Raw genomic sequence first — 19,416 nt, forward strand, 5'->3', positions numbered from 1 at the left:
AGTTTAATATCACTATTTTTAGTTCTCTATAAATTCCGGCTCTGTTATTGTAACACCTCATATGACTTGGTTTGTTACAGTCACATTTCATTTTGGTTTAAAATAATAACAATTTAACATTTTTACTTGAAAATATTAGGGGATAGAAAAATCCGACTCATAAATATAAGTCGGATTGCTTACTTGTATGCTTATTTACTATCATTACTCTTATAACAAAATTTGGGCGTTGACATGTGAAATTCGTTTCACCCATGGTTAGGTTTTGGGAATTCTTCAACATCACTATTCTTTGATTTATTTCCTTTAGCTAAGTTCCGTTTTCGTCCTCTACGCCAAGCCAACACAAGAAAACTTATAAACAGCGTATAGAGAAGAATTAAGGCAGCAATATAGGCTTTATTAAATCCCTTTTGTTCGATGACATTGAAGGCTTCCCCTAACTCACGATCCAATGTGATTTGGTAAGTGCCATCGTCATTCTGACGAACCACGTGATTTTCAAACAATCCACGCATTTCTTTGTCATCACCAATTACTTCAGCTGGCAACGTTAAACTCTTGGTCGAAGAGGAATTATTTATGGCGATAATCCATGACTCCTCCTCATTGGACCGTTTATAGACAAGCCAGCCATCTTTTTCATGCAAAACTTCCGTTTCTCCTGTCCGAAGTGCTTCTGATTGATTCCGAAGCGAAGTCAAACTTATAATATGGTCAATCAGTTCTTCGTCTACCCCCATATTTAAAATTGAGTGAGATTCAGGGGGGGCACTTCCGTTCATAGCAATCTCGGAGCCGTATTGAACAATCGGGATTCCGGGCATGGTCAATAACTGAAACATCAATAAGTTCCATCTCGTTGGGGGAAACCCTCTCACTGCCACGATGTCAGATGTAAAGCGATTGCTTAAAAGAGAATCCACTCGAGTTAATTGGCCCTCAGCCGTCTCTTCAAAGTCCGGAGAAGTTGTTGAAAGGGGATCGAAATTTTTATAACTGCTTCGCAAATCCTCTTCTATACCAGGCTTTACAACCGCATCCAGTCCGGATTGAGGTCCCATTTCTAAGTCGCTTATGATATAGACACCCCGAATACTTTTCATGGTTTCTGAAAATTGACTAATAAAATCTTGATCCAATTGATCTGCGGTTTGTAGGCGAATTCCATCTATTTCATATTCTTCGACAAATTCACTGAACCAATCAATTAATTTTCTTTGAGCTTCCGGATTTGTTGTATCCAGTGCCATCGTTCCATCTTCATTTTCAGAGAACCACTCCGGATTCTCTTTGTTCCATACGTGTTCTTTGCTGACCCGTTGAGTCGGAAGATCGATCATGACTTTCATATCCAATTCATGGATGCTATCAATGGCCTCTTGAAATTCTTCCTTTGTACCAAAATGGCGTTCAAACTGTTGATAGTCGATTACTTCTTTCCCATCATAAGTAGCAGTGGAAAATACCGGACCAATCGATACCATTGTAAAGCCCATGTCTTTGATGTACTGCATTTCGCTGGCCAACCCTTTAAAATCGCCACCATTGAATGCGGTTAAATCCCGCGAGTCCACTTCGTAATCATTCTGTATAACTTTGTTGAAGTAACGATCGACTAACAAATCGTATATAATTTCATCTTGCAATGAGTTCTTTTCATTTGCTGCTGCTGGAGTTACTAAGCTCACTAATAAAATTCCAGTTATAATTGCTAAAAACCACTTTGCTTTCAATCCAACTTCCTCCTTCGGTAAAACTCATCGATTTCCTTACGTCCGGTCTAGTTTATCAAACAGCAGGCATCGCTACTATGCAATATTATCAAAAATCAAGTATCTCTAGCTTAGTTTCGTCGAAACTGTGAAGAAAGATGTTTGCTTCATGGTTGATTCCCCATCCAGTTCAGTACCAATGCACATATCTTTTTTCATAGAATTGCCTTATTACTTAGTTGATTAATCGCCTAAATCCATTAGAGTTAGAGTTACCTGACGAGATAAGTTCAGTTAGTAAAAATACCTAAACAGAAGAAGTGAGGGAGGAAAAAGATGACAGCAACGAAAAAAGAGAACAAAAGAAAACAAAAAAAAGAGAGATCCTCAACATACGGATTCCTCTTTTATAGTGTGGCTCTCTTTGTTTGGGCCCTTTATGATTTTGTTTTGAATGATAAAACGGGATGGCAAATGCCCATTTTGCTTATTGGACTGGCTATTTACCTTTGGTCAAAAGTGTTTTACCACCAACAACTAGTTAAACAACTTGCTGAAACTAAAAACAGTTTTAAAAAAACTTAATGACAGAATTTCTTTCGAATCCGAACAGGACAAACGGTAAATTCATATAAAACTCATCCTTCTCCATTAAAAAGAGTTGGCGAAAAATGCTGAAAATTATTCAAATACAAGATATTCAATCTTTTCCTTCATTACAGAAGCAGTACTTAAAAATAGTTGTAGCTCAATGCAGCTTTTTGCTGAGCGAAGCTCCAGCTTTTTTGTAGTATGGCAATACATCAGTTCGTTTTTCATAATGGTAAAAATAGTCCAGTGTACCGAGAAATAACGCTTTCCCCATTCTTTGACGCTCCAACTCCGATTTTATAAATTGAAGATCCTTCGAATTATCGATAAATCCTATTTCAGTTAGGGAGGCAGGAACTGTGTTTTCACGCAGCACGGCTAAATTCCCTACTTTAACTTGACGATTGGTCAACTTCCACGCTTCTTGCATGCGTGCCTGCAGATAAATGGAAAGCGCACGTGACTCTTGGACGTTCGGATTTGTCGCTGTTGTTTTCGCATAGTAAAAGGTTTCTTGTCCGTTTACTTCGCCATTAAATTTATTGGTATGAATGCTAACAAAAACATCTCCATCATTTTTTGCTGCTGCCTTAGCACGGTCACTTAACTCAATGAAAACGTCGGTACTGCGTGTCATTGTAGTAGCAATCGGTGTTTGATCAAAATAATTTTTCATGTGTTTTCCGACATTTAGAGTAATCATCTTTTCTTGAAAACCATTAGCGACGGATCCCGGATCTGTCCCTCCATGACCGGGATCTATAATAACTTTCAAATCACTCGTTCCTAGGGAAGTGGAAACTGGCGCTGGAACAGTTGGCTTTAAAGCTACAAGATAATTTGTACTGACGTAACCAATAACACCATTCACCTGAACATGTGACCAGCCATTTTTTGATGAAGCGACATTAACGGTTGTTCCATGTTTCAAACTGCTTATTACTTTATCCGAAGTGCTGGGACCAGAACGCATATTTAAAGCATCAGCACCTGTATTAACATACATTGTCTTGCTAAATGAAACACCCTCCGGTTTAACTCTGAAATTTTCATTTAAGCTTCTTGCCAAAAAAATTGCAAAGTCTGCTCGAATGATGGTCTCGTCCGTTCGAAAACTGCCATCAGGAAAGCCTTGTGCAATTCCTTTTCGCATTAAGTTGTCCACCGAAGTAGAGATACTGATTCCACCCAAATTAAAACTCCTATTTATCAGAAGAGCCATCTCTCCACGAGATAGAACTTTATATGGTTGAAACGAGCCATCGGGATAACCTGATATTATCCCTTTCCGAACTAATTCATCCACATACCCTGAAGCGAAGTTGCCTACTCTTACGTCAGAGAATTTGGTATTTCTTTTAACTCCACTTAACCCTAGTGCTCTGCCGAGCATAGCGGCTGCTTCACCTCGGGTTACCTGTCGGTTAGGCACAAAAGTTGTTGCCGTTACCCCGTGGACAAAACCACGAGTCACGAGATACGAGATTTCAGCTTGAGCTCGATGATTAGCTACGTCTACGAAAGTGAGATTTGTATTTGCATAACTTTTTGGCGTGTATATCGAGACTAGCAAAATCATTAAAAGCATTATTATCCATTTTTTCAACTCATAATACCTCCTATTTTATACCTACAATATACTTTAAACTGTTTCTACTTGAATACACATCTGACATTATATTTAATTTTTATTTTATTTTTTCATTTTAATCGGAACACCTGGGCAGAAAGATACATTTCGTTATAGAGATTTGGCTTTTCCAATGAGATTCAGCTGGTTATACGGGTGCAATTCGATAATTTTAAGCTAAAAAGAATACTCTGGGAATATACTTGACAATTAATAAAAGAAAACCTTATAATCAATATATGAACATATGCTCATATATTGATTATAAGGTTAAAATATATCTTTGGAGGTCTTTAGAAGATGAGTATGGATTTTGAAAAAAAAGAAGTTTCCGTCACGAGTAGCCGGTTAGATGAAGAAACCCTCTTTGTCGTCTCCCAAACATTTAAAGCATTAAGTGACCCTACTCGAATTCGCATTTTGAATCTGCTGTGTTCCGGTGAATACTCCGTCAATGACCTGGCAGAAAAGTTGAATTTGGGGCAATCCACGGTGTCGCATCAACTGCGTTTTCTGAAACAGTTGCGATTAGTGAAATATCGTAGAGCTGGAACCACACTCTACTATTCGGAAGACGATAATCATGTCATGAATCTTTTAAAGCAGGCCATTGAACACGCGATCCATCATTGAAAAACGTTTAATTACAAGATTCACAGCTGGACATCCTATGCGTTGAAAGGAGTAAAAAAAATGGCACATGATCATAACCGATTACAAAAAGATGCTTCCAATCTCCTGCATTCAATGGGATTAAGTTATACACGACCGACTTATACACTTCAAAAATCGGATCCCAAAAAGCCAGACACTTTAGTTTAAGAGACCTTTCCAACATTTAAAAAAATTGATAGACGGTGAGATTGATCACCTGTATTTGAAGATGATTCGTGATTACCAAGACCGGTACCTGGTTCCTCAAAGGAAAACAGCGACTCATTCCCACCTATGGCCAGCATAAGGGCGTGAAGCTGATTGGTACGGCGGATTATGAGACCGGTGCAATTTTCTGCATCGAAGAAGAATAGTATAATGCCCATGCTTTTCTACGTTTCCTCTCGAGAATCTGAGCGATTTAATCAACGGGTAAAATTGTCATGATTCTAGACAACGCTAGGATTCACCACGCCAAATTGATTCAGCCATTCTTGGAAGAAAATCGATGTCGCCCTCAAATGGTCTTTTTGCCTCCGTGTAGTCCCATATTGAACATAATGTTAATGTAAGGTGTCTGGAAATAGTTAAAGGAAACAGTCATTAACAATGTATTCTTTGGCAACGTCCAGAAAATTATTCTGGCTATCAGTGCGTTTCTTCAGGACGTCATGCGCCGAAAAAAGAAACGATTGATCGGTTGTGCGTTAGATTAGTAAACATTAATTCAACTTATATAGATGATATTACACGCCACTTTTTTTAGTTTAGAGGGAATAAGTCCACAAAATTTATGGACACAAACAATAAGTGTACGAAAACCAAAGAGACTACATTTAAAGAGGTGATAGAAATGGAGACAGTTAAAGAACAACAATCTCATGAAACACATAACCATGACCATGATCACGGAAAGATGCCCATTATTTTGTACTTCATTGGTTTAGCCCTAGCGCTTATTGCTTTATTTTTAAATGGAGAGTATACAATTACTAAGAACATTTTATTTTCAATTGCAACAATTAGTGCGGGCTATCATGTCATTCTTCTTGAAGGAATTGGAGAAACAGTTGAAAATACAAAAGCCAAAAATAAATTTACACCTAATTCCCACATTTTAATGGGATTAGCTGCACTTGGTGCTTCACTGATAGGGAATTTTTGGGAAGGAACGTTGCTGATTCTCATATTTTCTGGTGCGCATTTTTTAGAAGATTATGCTGAAGGTAGAAGCAAACGAGAAATCACAAAATTACTTAAACTGAATCCAACGACTGCCAGATTGATCATTTCTGATGGCAATACAAAGATTGTTGATGTTAATGAATTAAAAGTGGGAGATCGGCTCCAAGTATTGAATGGAGATCAAGTACCCATTGACGGAGTCATTTTATCTGGAAATACCTCCATTGATGAATCTTCTATCAATGGAGAAAGTATCCCTAAAGAAAAATCAAAAGGAGACGTGGTTTTTGGGAGTACGATTAATGGAACAGGAACTTTCACAATGGAAGTCTCAAAAGAAAATAAAGATACTGTCTTTTCAAAAATCTTACAACTAGTCAATCAAAATCAAAATAATCAAACAAAAGCCGCCAGTATTATCCAGAAATTTGAACCGAAATACGTTACAGTTGTTTTAATGGCAATACCGCTCTTCATTATACTCACTCCTATGATTTTGGATTGGACTTGGTCACAAAGTACTTATAGAGGATTAGTTCTTCTAGTCGCAGCTTCACCGTGTGCTCTAGCTGCAGCTACCGTATCCGTAACTTTGTCAGCCACTTCAAACCTAGCTAAAAGAGGCGTACTTTCAAAAGGAAGTTCATATTTGTCTCAATTAGCCGGGATTCAAGCAATTGCCTTTGATAAAACGGGAACCTTAACGAAAGGAAAACCTGAAGTAACCAATTATTATTTTACTAATTCTGTAAACGAAGAAAATATTATTGATATCGTAGTGGCTCTTGAAAAGGAATCCAACCACCCCTTAGCAGATGCTATTCTAAGAAAGTTTGAACAAAAAAATAAACTAGCTATTGAAGTAGAAAATCAGATTGGTAGAGGATTGACAGGAGATTACAAAGGTAAAAATTATCGAATAGGAAAGCCGACTTCTTTTGACGGTGTTTCAGATGAATATATTCATTTAAATAGTGAATGGGCGTCAGAAGGTAAGACAGTCGTATATGTAGCAGAAGATGAAGAAGTGATTGGTCTGATTGGGCTAATGGATATTCCAAGTGAACATGCGAAAGAAACTATTGAGTATTTTAAAAAACTAGGTATACACACTACTTTAATTACTGGTGATTCTGAAATGACCGGGAAGGCGGTTGCTGAACAGTTAGGACTGGATGAAGTTATCGCTAATGTTATGCCGGAAGACAAATCTAATATTATAGATCAACAAAAAGAAAACTATGGCATAACCGCTATGGTGGGCGATGGTGTAAATGACGCACCTGCTCTTGTGAAAGCAGATGTCGGAATTGCTATGGGAGATGGTACGGATGTTGCAGTAGATGTATCTGATCTAGTTTTAATGAAAAACGATTTATCCAAATTAGTAAAAGCTCATCAGATTTCCTTAAAAATGAATCGTGTTATTTGGCAAAATATTATTTTCTCAATGACAGTTGTAGCATTTCTAATTATCGTTACCTTATTAGGATTAACGGATATAGCAATCAGCGTCATTATTCATGAAGGAAGTACATTGGTTGTAATTCTCAATGGGCTTCGTTTGTTAAGATCTAGATAATCTGGTCCAGACTTTTTTAAAATAGGATTACTATAAAGTGTTTGTAAAAGTACTTTTTTACAAACTTATACAGACCAAAAGAGAGAAAAGAGGCTTTTAAATTTGCCCTTTTCTCTCTTTTACTTAAGCAACTCCTAGAAAGCTATTGAAAGTTCCCTTAGAAATCATACGCACTAAAAGGAAGGTTATTAGCGGTCTTTCCATTCCAATTCAATGGCGGAATGGACAATCCTCAGGTCGGAAGTAGCCTTTCTTACTTTTTCTTTTATAGCGGCTGAATCCGCAAGGTTATCTCCCTCAACAGAAAGATGTAGATTCAGTGCATTCTCTTCTCCGTCGATCGACCAAATATTTAAATCCCCGACAGACAATACCCCTGGAATTTTCTCGATTTTCGCCTGTATTTCTTCTATATCAATTCCTTCGGGCACGCCTTCTAACAGAATTTTCATGGTTTTAGTAAGATTGCGCACAACGTTCACTAAAATAAACAGGGCAATTGCCAGGGATAAAATCGGGTCGAGGATATGAATATCCTTGAACAGCAGAACAATGCCGACAATCAGTACTGCCACCCATCCTAAAACATCTTCGAGCATATGCCAGGACAGGACTCCTTCATTTACTGATTTTCCTTTATGTAACTTGAAAGCTGCATAACCATTTAAAAGAACGCCTACAATGGCAAACCAAATCATCCCTTGGGCATTGGAATGTTCCGGATTAAACAGCAAAGGGATAGCCTGAGTAAAAATATAAATAGAGCCAGCAATCAAAACAGCTGCATTGATTAATGCGCCCAAAAGGGAAAAACGTTTATAGCCGAACGAAAACTTCTCATCCCCTTCTTTATTTGAAAAGTTTTGTAGAAACCAAGAAATCCCTAAAGCAATAGCGTCTCCTAGATCATGAATAGCATCAGACATGATTGCGACACTGTTAATTAAAAAGCCGCCAATGAGTTCTCCTATTGAAAATAGAAGGTTGATCATGAAAGCCAACTTGATATTCTTGGTGGATTTATGAGCTTTTGCCATGATACGTCCCCTTTCCCTGACTCCTGTTTTAGTTTCGATTTTAGAAAAATTACGTGGATTCTAAATGCACAGCAGAATCATCTGTCCTTTAGTCATCTATTCCCCGGAAACATCAAAATATGCATAACATTAATAAGTGGCCAATCGTTCATGTGGTCGTGCTTACTCAATGGCTAAATTAATATTCAACTTGTTTTCCTATCACTACTGATTTGCCATAGATTACAGGTGGTGTTTTCCATTCGTCACGTAATGTATTCATAATCGTAAAATCTATTGCTTCGTTCATTCTAACAAGCATGTTCAAATATTAAAACAATCATTTGAATGTATCATTGACAATCTAGCGAAATATTTGTACACTTGCATTAATCAAACGTTCGTTTGAATGTTTAACTATTAGAAGGATATTAGTTGGCTCTAGTATCCATAAAGGAGTTGGTGGTGCTGATTACGACGATTTTTTCCGCTGTTGCAGCTTACGTTGCGACCAGCATTGATTATGTCATCATTTTGCTGATCCTGTTTTCGCAGACGATGAAAAAGGGTCAGTTAAAGTCCATTGTCATCGGTCAATATCTGGGAACAGCCATATTGGTGGGCGTCAGTCTGTTGGCTGCATACGGCCTTGCCCTCGTGCCAGAACATTGGGTCGGGCTACTCGGACTCATTCCGATTTATCTGGGAATTAAAGTGTGGTTGAAAGAAGAAGAAAATGATGAAGAGGATATCTTATCCCGCTTATCTTCCGGAAAGTCCAATCGCTTGTTTGTAACCGTCACGGTCATTACACTGGCGGCCGGCGGCGACAACATCGGCGTTTACATACCCTACTTTTCAACCTTGAACTTGAGTGAAACCGTTGTGATGCTGGTTGTCTTTGCCGTCATGGTCGCCGTCTTGTGTTATCTTAGCTACCGTTTGGCATCCGTTAAAGCTGTCTCTGAAACAATCGAAAAGTGGGAACGTTGGATTGTGCCGGTTGTCTTTATTGGATTGGGCATTATGATCCTGGTGGAGAATGGGACATTCCGTTTCCTTTGGAGTTTGATGAACTGAATTGGTTTTTAATGCTCTTTGTTTCTATAGAAGAGAAAGACTGCTGTAAAACAGCGAGTCAGAAAAAGGAGTGAAAGAAATTGGCAAAAGATATTTGTGATGTGGTCTGTGTAGACGAGGAAAAGGTGGAAAGAGTCCAGCAACAGCTGGCAGAACAAAATCCGTTGGAAGTGGCGAAAATTTTCAAGGCATTGTCCGACGATACGAGAATCAAAATCGCTTATGCCTTATCGCTGGAGGACAAACTCTGTGTTTGCGACGTAGCCAATATCATCGGCTCTTCTACGGCCACCGCCTCCTATCACCTACGATTGCTAAAAAATATGGGATTAGCAAAATACCGCAAAGAAGGAAAATTGGTCTATTATTCGTTGGATGATGCACATGTGAAACATCTGATTCAAGTGGCCTTCGCTCATCAGAAGGGGGTTGTTGAAGTTGGTTGAGAAAGCAAAGATAGAAGAGGAAAAAGCTGTCTATCGTGTTGAGGGATTTTCTTGTGCCAACTGTGCCGGGAAGTTCGAAAAGAACGTCAAAAAAATTCCCGGTGTGGAAGATGCGAAAGTGAATTTCGGCGCTTCTAAAATTTCCGTTTACGGCGAGGCGACTGTCGAGGAACTGGAAAAAGCCGGCGCTTTCGAGAATTTGAAAGTGGCACCGGAAAAACCGAAACGCCAGGCGGCTCCTGAAGTGAACGTGGCAGTCGAAGACAAAAACGTCTTCCGTGTGGAAGGCTTTTCGTGTGCGAACTGCGCAGGGAAATTTGAGAGCAACGTCAAGAAAATCCCCGGAGTCCAAGATGCAAAAGTGAATTTTGGGGCCTCGAAAATTTCCGTTTACGGGGCGGCCTCGGTTGAAGAATTGGAAAAAGCCGGTGCTTTTGAAAACTTGAAGGTCGCTCCTGAAATCACAAGTCGGCAAGCTGGTTCGAAAACGGAAACCGATAAAGCGACAGCTATAAAAGAGAAAAAAGTGCCGTTCTATCAAAAGTACAACGTCTTGCTCTACTCCACCCTGTTAATTGTCTTCGGATACATTTCCCAGTTCGTCAACGGGGAAGAAAACTTGATGACGTCCCTCCTGTTCGTGGCAGCGATTGTTATTGGCGGATACTCGCTCTTTAAAGTCGGTTTCCAGAATTTAATACGCTTGGATTTCGATATGAAGACACTCATGACGGTTGCCGTCATCGGGGCGGCCTTTATCGGCGAATGGGCGGAAGCGTCCATCGTGGTGATTCTCTTCGCCATCAGTGAAGCATTGGAACGCTTTTCCATGGACCGGGCCCGACAATCCATCCGTTCGTTGATGGACATTGCCCCGAAAGAGGCACTGGTTCGTCGAAATGGACAAGAACAGTTGATTTCGGTGGACGACATTGCCGTCGGGGATATCATGATCGTCAAACCCGGGCAAAAGATTGCGATGGACGGTATGGTGGTCAACGGCTACTCGGCAGTCAATCAGGCAACGATTACCGGTGAATCCGTGCCCGTCGCCAAAACGGTGGATGATGAAGTCTTCGCCGGCACGCTGAATGAAGAAGGTCTGCTGGAAGTTAAAATCACCAAACTGGTCGAAGACACGACCATTGCGAAAATCATTCACCTGGTCGAGGAAGCGCAAGGCGAACGCGCTCCTTCACAGGCGTTTGTCGATAAATTCGCCAAATATTATACACCGATCATCATGGCCGTTGCCGCACTCGTGGCCATTGTCCCTCCCCTCTTGTTTGACGCCAGCTGGGAAACCTGGGTCTACCAAGGGCTGGCTGTGCTAGTCGTAGGTTGTCCGTGTGCATTGGTCATTTCGACTCCAATTTCGATTGTATCCGCGATTGGCAACGCAGCGAAAAAAGGCGTTCTGGTAAAAGGCGGCGTGTACCTGGAAGAAATGGGCGCCATCAAAGCGATTGCGTTTGACAAGACCGGCACCCTGACCAAAGGGGTTCCCGTCGTCACGGACTTTGAGGTATTGAACAAGGATCTCAATGAAAAAGAACTGCTTTCCATCGTCACAGCGCTGGAGTATCGCTCACAGCACCCTCTTGCTTCGGCCATTATGAAAAAAGCGGACGCAGAAAACATTTCTTATTCTTCGGTCTTGGTCGAGGACTTCTCTTCCATTACCGGCAAAGGGATTAAGGGAACTGTCGAAGGGATTACGTACTACATCGGCAGCCCGATTCTCTTCAATGAGCTGGGCGCTGCAAGTGCCGATAAGAACTTGGAACAAAACGTTACAACTCTTCAAAATCAGGGCAAGACGGCGATGATCATCGGAACGGAACAAAATATCCTGGCGGTCATTGCCGTGGCAGATGAAGTCCGTGAATCCAGCAAGGAAGTCATCCAGAAGCTGCATCAAATGGGCATCAAGAAGACAATCATGCTGACCGGTGACAACAAAGGTACCGGTCAGGCCATTGGCCAGCAAATCGGCGTCACCGAAATCCAGGCCGAACTGATGCCGGAGGATAAATTGAATTTCATCAAACGTTTACGAGCTGAATACGGCAACGTCGCGATGATTGGAGACGGCGTGAACGATGCTCCGGCACTCGCTGCTTCTACTGTCGGAATTGCCATGGGCGGTGCTGGAACCGATACCGCGATGGAGACCGCTGATGTGGTCTTGATGGGCGATGATTTGAGCAAACTGCCGTTCACGGTGAAGTTGAGCCGGAAATCCCTGAACATCATCAAAGCGAACATTGCATTCGCAATCGGCATCAAAGTGATTGCGTTGCTGTTGGTCATTCCGGGCTGGCTGACCCTGTGGATCGCCATTATGTCAGACATGGGTGCTACCCTTCTGGTCGCGCTCAACAGCTTACGGCTGATGCGCGTAAAAGAGTAACGAAAAGAGCTTTCCAGCCAAATGGAAAGCTCTTTTCTGAACTACATAGTATGACGAATCTGAAACATTCTTTTATTACTCCTCAAGATAAAGGGTATGGATTTTAGAAGAGTATCTCTGACTTTCTGAAGTGATGATAAATCAAATAAGTTGGCGATTTCCCTATTTTTTCAAACCGGATTTATTCGGAACAAAAATCCACTTAATTGAAAGGATGCGAACTTCATGAAGGCAGATAAAAACAAAGCGTATATCCCGGCACTCAAATACCGCTGGATGACCCGGTTCTATGATCCGTTAATCCAATGGGGGATGCAGGAAAAAAAGCTTAAAATGCATTTGGTCAATCAAGCAGTCCTTCAACCTGGGGAAGTGGTAATGGATCTGGCTTGCGGCACAGGAACCTTGGTCCTCTTAATACGGCAATCACACTCCCATGTTCAAGTGATTGGAGTCGATGCAGACCCGGAAATAGTGGCAATTGCGAAAGAAAAAATCAACAGAAATCAAACTAACGGCATTAGCTTCAAGGAAGGATTTTCTGACCGGCTTCCCTTTTCTAGTAACCTGTTTCATCATGTCTTTACCAGTTTATTCATTCATCATTTGACGCTGGAGAAGAAGAAGGAAACTTTTGAGGAAGTTCGCCGGACACTCAAACCGGGCGGCCAATTCCATATTATTGATTTTGAGAAGCCGCAAAACGGTTTAATGCGTGTTGCATTTTTCCCCGTCCAGTTGTTAGACGGATTCGAGACCACTTCCCCTCATGTCAAAGGCATTATTCCAAGTCTCCTAAAAGAAACCGGATTCGCTGCAATTGAAGAAACGGGACAATTTTCAACCGTGATTGGCACATTAAGGGCATACAGAGCTTTTAAGCCATAAATTGCTCGATTTTCAAGCGTCTTTTTTCTGGTAGCTCTATATGTATTAGTATAAGCTTTTACCTTAAGAATGAGACAGATGCTAGAATAAATATTCCGTTCCTTCTTTATTGAAATATGTAGCTCCTATTAATTGCTGGTATGCAAACCAATTAGATTTTATTATCCACGTGGAGCCCATAAAATCACAGAAACACCAACTAAACAAACACCTGCCCCGATCCAGTCATAGAGATCCGGGGTCTTTTTATCAATTCCCCATCCCCATAAAACGGAAAGTATAATGAAAACTCCTCCATAGGCAGCATAAATACGGCCAAATGAAGAGAACGATTGGAAAGTCGCGATGATTCCGTATAAGGCTAATGCGATGCCGCCAAAAATCCCTAAATATACAGGCTTCCCTTCTCGCAGCCATAACCAAATTAAATACCCTCCACCAATTTCAGCTATTCCTGCGATGACAAATAAGAAAATCGTATAAATCAACTTCAATACTCCCTTCAACCTTTGAGTTCTATTGGCAAATAGATTCTTTTCTGATTTCAATCTACTTAACCATAACCATATCAACTAGGGAATACTATTTTCCATTAGAATTCACTTGTTTAAGATAATGAATGTATACCCCTTTTTAACCGGCACAGCAAGACAGTTGAGAAACGTCCTTGTCGAACGTGAGAGCAGCCAATTTCACCCCTTCCGCCATGGTCAAATACGGCGCAAGGGTGTCGCTAAGATTTTCAATGGTCAAACCGAATTTCACAGCAAGCGTCACCGCATAGATAACATCTCCAGCATTTTCCGCTACGATATGCCCGCCCAGCAGCTTGCGTGTTTTCGCATCTGCCACCAGTTTGAATACCCCGGTCGTTTCCCGGTTCACTTGCGCTCGCGGAACGGCCTCCAACGACAAGACGGAAGTAATGACGTCATAGCCGCTTTCTTTTGCCTGTTGCTCCGTCAAACCGACGGTGGCAACCGCCGGCGCTGAAAACGTAACACCCGGCACAATGGCCAAATCCAGTTTTGCCTTCTGCCCACCGACCGCATTTCCAGCAGCCACTCGCCCTTGATAAGCCGCGACATAGACAAACTGAGGGCCGAGCGTAACATCACCTGCTGCATAAATCCGTTCATTGGAGGTCTTGGCATAATCATCAATCCGAATTTCCCCAAGGCGCCCTGTTTCAACACCCGCCGCCTGCAGGTTCAAGCTTTCCGTATTGGGTGTTCGGCCGGCTGCAATCAGCAGTTGTTCGGATTCAATGATCCGCCTCTGGCCGTCCACCTCGATGTAAACTTTTTTCACCTCTCCGACCTGTTCAATCCGCTCATACGAGGCATCGGTCACTAACCGAATGCCTTGCGCGGTCAACGCTTTCGTAAGGGCTTCCGAGATTTCCGGATCGTATTCCTTGAACAAACGCGAACTTCTTTGCATCAGCGTGACTTCGGATCCGAGGTGGTGAAATAGCTGGCCCAGTTCCACACCAATATAGCCGGAACCGATGATTGTCAGGCGCTTCGGCACTTTCTTTAACTCCAATAAGGTCGTGCTGGTCAGGTAATCCACTTCTTCCAGACCCGAAATGGCTGGCACAGCAGGAGCTGCCCCCGTCGCAATCAGAAACCGTTTGGCAGATAGCTTCAGGCCATCCACTTCAATAGTATGTTCATCTATAAACCTGGCTTCCCCTTTGATCAACTCAAAACCGTAGTCTTCAATCAAATCGACATATTTCTTGTTCCGGAGATCCGTTACCAATTCCTCTTTCTGTTTGACCAGCGGAGCCAAATCCACTTCATTCGCAGAGGTATGCAGCCCGATAAACGGGTTATTCCTGGCCAAGTGATTGATTTCTCCCGCCCGTAATAAGGTTTTGGAAGGAACACAGCCGATGTTCACACAGGTACCGCCTACCGTTCCCCGTTCGATCATCGCCACTTTCGCCCCGTGTTTTACAGCTTCGATGGCGGAAGAAAAGGCAGCGCCCCCGGAACCGATGATGATGTAGTCATACTCGCCTTCTTCATCCGGTTGCATCGCTTTTGGTTTTTGAACTTCTTCTGCTTTTCCCGGCTGATACTTGGCATCAGCAATTGCTTTTTTTGCCTTTTCAACCTCCATGTCTTCCGGCAGTTCAAATATAGCTTCACCTTTTCGAAAATCAGCTTGGATTTCTTTTGCGCCAATCGCTTCAAGCGCGACTGCAATGTGTTCTTCGCATCCTGTGCAGGTCATCCCTTGGACATCCACTCGATATTTATTCATGTTCTACTCCTCCTCCATCAAAACATCAATAATCGGGCATTCATGCAGCTCTTTTTCATTTGGACACCGCTCTTTCAACTCGCTCAGCATCCGTTCCGCACGCTTTAAATCCTCAATCTGCTTTCGGACTTCCACTTCTTTTCTGGAAACAAAATCGAACATATCTTCACAGCGCACATCGTCTTTGTCGACCACCCCTAACAATTTATAAATCTCATTCAACGAAAATCCCAGTTCCTGCAGTCGCCTGATAAATCCTACCCGTTTGACCGTTTCCTTTGAATAAATCCGATACCCCGAATTATTCCGGGCCGGTTCTTGCAATAGCTCTTTTCGTTCATAGTACCGGATGGTTTCCTTATTCACTTCACATAGGGTTGCAAGTTCACTGATTCGATAGCTCAACTTTCTTCACCTCAGAGAAAGTATAAACCATGTACTTAGGTACATGGTCAAACAGCTACACTTCAATACTTTCTTCTTATATATAAAATTCAAGTTACTAAAACTAGATTTAAAATAGTCATTTATTAAAAATAAAGCGTTCGTAAAAGTACACTTTTACGAACGCTTTGAAAAGGGCTGAAAATGGCCGAAAAGAGCGTTCGTAAACGTGTCAAACGACTTTACGAACGTTCGCGAAATTGCATACACTTTTACGAACGCTTTTCAGGTATAATGAGAGGAAAAGAATCGTTTATAGAGGTGAATTATGGAACATCGCAAATTTGGTTACATACGCGTCAGCAGCAAGGATCAAAACGAAGGCCGTCAATTGGAAGCCATGCGGAAAATGGGTATCACTGAACGGGACATTTATTTGGACAAGCAAAGTGGGAAGAATTTTGAGCGTGCGAACTATCAGCTGCTAAAACGGGTTATTCGAAAAGGAGATATTTTGTATATCCATTCGCTGGATCGGTTCGGCCGGAACAAAGAAGAGATTCTCCAGGAATGGAATGACCTCACGAAAAATATTGAAGCAGATATTGTGGTGTTGGATATGCCGTTATTGGATACAACTCAATATAAAGATAGCATGGGAACATTTATTGCAGACTTGGTTTTGCAGATTCTTTCCTGGATGGCTGAAGAGGAACGGGAGCGCATCCGGAAACGTCAGCGGGAAGGAATCGACCTAGCATTGCAAAATGGCATTCAGTTTGGCAGAACCCCTGTCGTTGTCTCCGAAGAATTCAAAGAGGTTTATAGAAAATGGAAAGCAAAAGAATTAACTGCTGTGGAAGCCATGCAGGAAGCTGGAGTGAAAAAGACGAGCTTCTATAAATTAGTGAGAGTATTAGAAGAAGAATCCGTTACACTATAATATAGAAGAAACTCAAATAAAGAGAGGATTTCAATTTACTGAAATCCTCTTTTTCGCTTAGGTATAATTCAATTAAGTAGGTATTATTAATGCTTAGTGTCCAAACAAATATTTTGTACTCAAACAGCCTATCAAAATGTTCATAACTATTTAGAACTTACAATTGATACACATTTGACAGCCAACAACGTTTTAACGCTTTTCAACGCCCTTCCTTTGGCTCAATTGTGAAATAAAGAAGAAACAGCTTCCTACAACAGAACAAGTTAATCAATGGATGTTCAAAATGGAACTACAGTTTTTATAGACCAAACAATTCTGATGCTTCTATCTTTATCAAACCCTTTAAAGTAACAGAACGTCCAGCGTGCCGTGAGTCTCCATTCTCAGTAAAAGTGCTCTTAGCATTTTCAATGTCTAAGACATATGAAGTATCCCCGTGTAATGTAGAAACTAAATTAACAACGCGTAGAACTTCTTTGTAATAAAGTAAATTAGGTATACTTCTAACTCCTGGTTTCCCCCATGCTAATACTATTAGATTTTTATTCTCCATTTTCAATTTCAGCTTATCTTCATTACAATTTTGAACTTTATCTAGAATATTTGCTGAATGTAAATCCCTAATTTTTTTCATAGTTGATTTTGTATTACTGGCATAGATGGGTAAAATATTGCAAACGGTAATATCTTTAATTGGGCGTTTATTTACCTGATAGTCATAAAAGAATTTTATTAGCTTATTAATAGTACTATCTGATATATTCTTATTGGCTTTTGATGGATTCATTAATATGATACCTACTGATAAGCCTTCTTTTCGATCTAAAAATGGAATGGTTAGAGAATATCGGACATCTACATCTTCTAGAAGAGTTTCCTCGTCAGTAGTAATTAAAGCTTGATCAACTTTTTTTAAATCGTACATTACAGACAATTTCTCACCCCTATTTGGTTACTATAAGAAACATAAAGTGCTGAATAAATAATCTATTTTAATATGAAAAGCATAATTAATAAAAATTCAAAGCTATCTTTTAGATATATCCACTGGTTAAGAGCAAATACAAATGAGAAATTAATTCTGCTCAATCTAGTATTGAACTGATTTTTATAGATTCAATATAATTATAATTCATTCATAGAGGACGCATTACTCCGGCTTCTATGGCAGCAAACATGCTTCCGTGTTCCTTCCTGATCACTTTTTCATTTCTCATTGCCAGAGCCCATCTAGAATTGAGTACTGCAAAAAAATGTGTGAAGTGATTATCTACATGGTTTTCAGCCTGAGCTTTATAGCTATCAAATGATTCATAAGTACTGACATATTCAAAATAAGTTTGCAGTAAGGCTGCATCATCAAAATAGACATCCACTACAAAACAGTAGGTTGAGTTATCAGGAAAAAAATACTCCTTCATTTTTTTTAACAACTCAAACTGTTTTTCTTCTAATGCAAACCAAGATTTGGAGAGCAGTTTTCTTTCTTCGGGTTGCTTTTTATCATATCTTACGTCATTCGCTAGTTTGGAAATCATTTTACCCATAAATACAATCAAAACATCAGAAATCCGAAGTCCGACATGATCAACCGAATCTTCTTCTTCTTTAACTGATAAGAAATCAAATTTGTTAAATGGTTGTAAAGGTATTCCCTCATCAAGGATGAGTTCAGTAGATTGTATATGGAATTTGGTATTTTGGCTCATTTCTGTCATCCACAAGTCAATATCAAAGCTCAACTTTTCCCAATCAAATAAAACTTCCTCAAATGAAGAAGTTGAAATTAAATGCTTCTTGGTTTTAATAGTTTGGATTAACATCTTATATTCTCCTATTTGCCCTCTCATTCTATTGATATTTTTGTTTCTTTCGATAAAAGCTCCCAAGTCTTTTTGTATTTCTGTAAGAACTTCTCTGTTACTTTTATTCGAATCGAAAATGGATAGAATCACACTAGCACTCGCTTCAATTTCTAAATATTTAACCAAGGAGTATTTTAGCAGCCAAGCTGATTCTATAAACCTTTTCTTTTCTAATTCAAGTATCCAGTGTGTTAGCCGATTGTCAGCAACTAACGACATTTTATTTATAGACAATAATAAATTATCTACCTGATTTTCATGCAGCAAATCAATTAATGAATTATAAAAATCTATCTCTCGATTTTTCATGCTGGCAATTCCGAACTTAAAATTCTTATCCAAAATATCTTTTCCTTTTAATTCCTTATCAAAATTTCTAGAAGCTATGTATTTTTTCTCTAACAACTTATAATTCTCTTCAATTACGGAAAGACTATTTTTGTTGATTTTTATTACATCAGCAACGTAAACATGCATGTTGTCATTTCCTAATTTAATCTTTTTTTCTTCGTTATAAGGATTCGATGCTCTTATTGTTTCTTGCGGCCCTTTTTCATCAATATATAAATAACTCATTTCTTTCCCCTTTTCTTTAGTTAAGAGATTGCCATCCTGTGAAATACAATTATAACGACAACTTAATTATATTGATTCACTAAAATGTATTATAATCCCTTTAGAAGTAATTCCCTATAACTACTGTTAATCCTCTATTAATAGAACAAAAGAAAAAATGGACGCTTCAAA

17 protein-coding genes are annotated in these 19,416 nt (G+C 40.1%); 9 read left to right on the forward strand and 8 right to left on the reverse strand.

From position 1 onward, the window contains the following. Positions 1-248: 248 nt before the first annotated feature. Positions 249-1,736 (reverse strand): alpha-amylase family glycosyl hydrolase, encoded by a 1,488-nt coding sequence (locus AC1MEO_RS19255; protein WP_427695046.1) that lies wholly within the window; start codon positions 1,734-1,736, stop codon positions 249-251. Between the two features lie 315 nt (positions 1,737-2,051). On the opposite strand from AC1MEO_RS19255, the gene AC1MEO_RS19260 reads away from it, so the two are divergent. Further along, positions 2,052-2,300: a hypothetical protein gene (locus tag AC1MEO_RS19260; RefSeq protein ID WP_225218477.1), complete on the forward strand. Its 249-nt coding sequence runs from the start codon at positions 2,052-2,054 to the stop codon at positions 2,298-2,300. A gap of 163 nt (positions 2,301-2,463) precedes the next feature. Here the strand turns inward: AC1MEO_RS19260 and AC1MEO_RS19265 are convergent, their stop codons facing one another. Next, positions 2,464-3,912, reverse strand: a complete 1,449-nt coding sequence (locus AC1MEO_RS19265) for an N-acetylmuramoyl-L-alanine amidase (protein ID WP_225218476.1) — start codon at positions 3,910-3,912, stop codon at positions 2,464-2,466. 324 nt (positions 3,913-4,236) lie between these two features. Between AC1MEO_RS19265 and AC1MEO_RS19270 the strand changes: the two genes are divergently transcribed. The 3 genes from AC1MEO_RS19270 to AC1MEO_RS19280 all read left to right on the forward strand — a co-directional run bounded on the left by AC1MEO_RS19270 (position 4,237) and on the right by AC1MEO_RS19280 (position 7,357). After that, positions 4,237-4,569: an ArsR/SmtB family transcription factor gene (locus AC1MEO_RS19270; RefSeq protein ID WP_480336167.1), complete on the forward strand. Its 333-nt coding sequence runs from the start codon at positions 4,237-4,239 to the stop codon at positions 4,567-4,569. Positions 4,570-5,033: 464 nt separating this feature from the next. Beyond that, positions 5,034-5,162, forward strand: coding sequence for a transposase (locus tag AC1MEO_RS19275; protein ID WP_101191818.1), 129 nt, complete (start codon positions 5,034-5,036; stop codon positions 5,160-5,162). Positions 5,163-5,443: 281 nt separating this feature from the next. Continuing rightward, a complete protein-coding gene (locus tag AC1MEO_RS19280; RefSeq protein WP_101191819.1) occupies positions 5,444-7,357 on the forward strand; it encodes a heavy metal translocating P-type ATPase in 1,914 nt (637 codons plus the stop codon). A 188-nt stretch (positions 7,358-7,545) separates the two neighbouring features. On the opposite strand, the gene AC1MEO_RS19285 is transcribed toward AC1MEO_RS19280, so the two are convergent. Further along, on the reverse strand, positions 7,546-8,394 hold the full coding sequence (locus AC1MEO_RS19285) for a cation diffusion facilitator family transporter (RefSeq protein WP_101191820.1): 849 nt from the start codon (positions 8,392-8,394) through the stop codon (positions 7,546-7,548). Positions 8,395-8,841: 447 nt separating this feature from the next. Here AC1MEO_RS19285 and AC1MEO_RS19290 point away from each other — a divergent pair, with 447 nt between their 5' ends. The 4 genes from AC1MEO_RS19290 to AC1MEO_RS19305 all read left to right on the forward strand — a co-directional run bounded on the left by AC1MEO_RS19290 (position 8,842) and on the right by AC1MEO_RS19305 (position 13,200). Beyond that, positions 8,842-9,453 (forward strand): CadD family cadmium resistance transporter, encoded by a 612-nt coding sequence (locus tag AC1MEO_RS19290; protein ID WP_101192235.1) that lies wholly within the window; start codon positions 8,842-8,844, stop codon positions 9,451-9,453. An 80-nt stretch (positions 9,454-9,533) separates the two neighbouring features. After that, a complete protein-coding gene (locus AC1MEO_RS19295; protein ID WP_101805598.1) occupies positions 9,534-9,899 on the forward strand; it encodes an ArsR/SmtB family transcription factor in 366 nt (121 codons plus the stop codon). After that, positions 9,892-12,312 (forward strand): heavy metal translocating P-type ATPase, encoded by a 2,421-nt coding sequence (locus AC1MEO_RS19300; RefSeq protein WP_480336169.1) that lies wholly within the window; start codon positions 9,892-9,894, stop codon positions 12,310-12,312. The genes AC1MEO_RS19295 and AC1MEO_RS19300 overlap by 8 nt, the downstream gene beginning before the upstream one ends. Before the next feature lie 225 nt (positions 12,313-12,537). After that, positions 12,538-13,200, forward strand: a complete 663-nt coding sequence (locus tag AC1MEO_RS19305; protein WP_191715285.1) for a class I SAM-dependent methyltransferase — start codon at positions 12,538-12,540, stop codon at positions 13,198-13,200. 161 nt (positions 13,201-13,361) lie between these two features. Here AC1MEO_RS19305 and AC1MEO_RS19310 read toward each other — a convergent pair whose 3' ends face one another. From AC1MEO_RS19310 to merR, 3 genes are all read right to left on the reverse strand, one after another. Continuing rightward, complete coding sequence (locus AC1MEO_RS19310) at positions 13,362-13,688, reverse strand: YnfA family protein (RefSeq protein ID WP_480336171.1); 327 nt, start codon at positions 13,686-13,688, stop codon at positions 13,362-13,364. Between the two features lie 145 nt (positions 13,689-13,833). Continuing rightward, on the reverse strand, positions 13,834-15,474 hold the full coding sequence (merA, locus tag AC1MEO_RS19315; RefSeq protein ID WP_191715283.1) for a mercury(II) reductase: 1,641 nt from the start codon (positions 15,472-15,474) through the stop codon (positions 13,834-13,836). A gap of 3 nt (positions 15,475-15,477) precedes the next feature. Beyond that, complete coding sequence (gene merR / locus AC1MEO_RS19320; RefSeq protein WP_191715282.1) at positions 15,478-15,879, reverse strand: Hg(II)-responsive transcriptional regulator; 402 nt, start codon at positions 15,877-15,879, stop codon at positions 15,478-15,480. A 307-nt stretch (positions 15,880-16,186) separates the two neighbouring features. Here merR and AC1MEO_RS19325 point away from each other — a divergent pair, with 307 nt between their 5' ends. After that, positions 16,187-16,801 carry a recombinase family protein gene (locus AC1MEO_RS19325; RefSeq protein WP_480336173.1) on the forward strand — a complete coding sequence of 205 codons (615 nt, stop codon included), beginning with the start codon at positions 16,187-16,189 and terminating at the stop codon, positions 16,799-16,801. A 301-nt stretch (positions 16,802-17,102) separates the two neighbouring features. On the opposite strand, the gene AC1MEO_RS19330 is transcribed toward AC1MEO_RS19325, so the two are convergent. Together AC1MEO_RS19330 and AC1MEO_RS19335 are read right to left on the reverse strand one after the other, a co-directional pair. Further along, positions 17,103-17,729, reverse strand: a complete 627-nt coding sequence (locus tag AC1MEO_RS19330; protein ID WP_480336249.1) for a DUF1643 domain-containing protein — start codon at positions 17,727-17,729, stop codon at positions 17,103-17,105. Positions 17,730-17,940: 211 nt separating this feature from the next. Further along, positions 17,941-19,245, reverse strand: coding sequence for a hypothetical protein (locus AC1MEO_RS19335; protein ID WP_480336175.1), 1,305 nt, complete (start codon positions 19,243-19,245; stop codon positions 17,941-17,943). Positions 19,246-19,416 lie beyond the last annotated feature (171 nt).

It is taken from the genome of Planococcus sp. BI3, from assembly GCF_056680115.1.

Excerpts from the sequence above, each read along its gene's own strand:
- AC1MEO_RS19260 (WP_225218477.1), top strand. The coding sequence starts at position 2,052 with ATGACAGCAACGAAAAAAGAGAACAAAAGAAAACAAAAAAAAGAGAGA.
- AC1MEO_RS19270 (WP_480336167.1), top strand. The coding sequence starts at position 4,237 with ATGAGTATGGATTTTGAAAAAAAAGAAGTTTCCGTCACGAGTAGCCGG.
- AC1MEO_RS19275 (WP_101191818.1), top strand. The coding sequence starts at position 5,034 with ATGATTCTAGACAACGCTAGGATTCACCACGCCAAATTGATTCAGCCA.
- AC1MEO_RS19280 (WP_101191819.1), top strand. The coding sequence starts at position 5,444 with ATGGAGACAGTTAAAGAACAACAATCTCATGAAACACATAACCATGAC.
- AC1MEO_RS19285 (WP_101191820.1), bottom strand. The coding sequence starts at position 8,394 with ATGGCAAAAGCTCATAAATCCACCAAGAATATCAAGTTGGCTTTCATG.
- AC1MEO_RS19305 (WP_191715285.1), top strand. The coding sequence starts at position 12,538 with ATGAAGGCAGATAAAAACAAAGCGTATATCCCGGCACTCAAATACCGC.
- merA (WP_191715283.1), bottom strand. The coding sequence starts at position 15,474 with ATGAATAAATATCGAGTGGATGTCCAAGGGATGACCTGCACAGGATGC.
- AC1MEO_RS19325 (WP_480336173.1), top strand. The coding sequence starts at position 16,187 with ATGGAACATCGCAAATTTGGTTACATACGCGTCAGCAGCAAGGATCAA.
- AC1MEO_RS19330 (WP_480336249.1), bottom strand. The coding sequence starts at position 17,729 with ATGTACGATTTAAAAAAAGTTGATCAAGCTTTAATTACTACTGACGAG.
- AC1MEO_RS19335 (WP_480336175.1), bottom strand. The coding sequence starts at position 19,245 with ATGAGTTATTTATATATTGATGAAAAAGGGCCGCAAGAAACAATAAGA.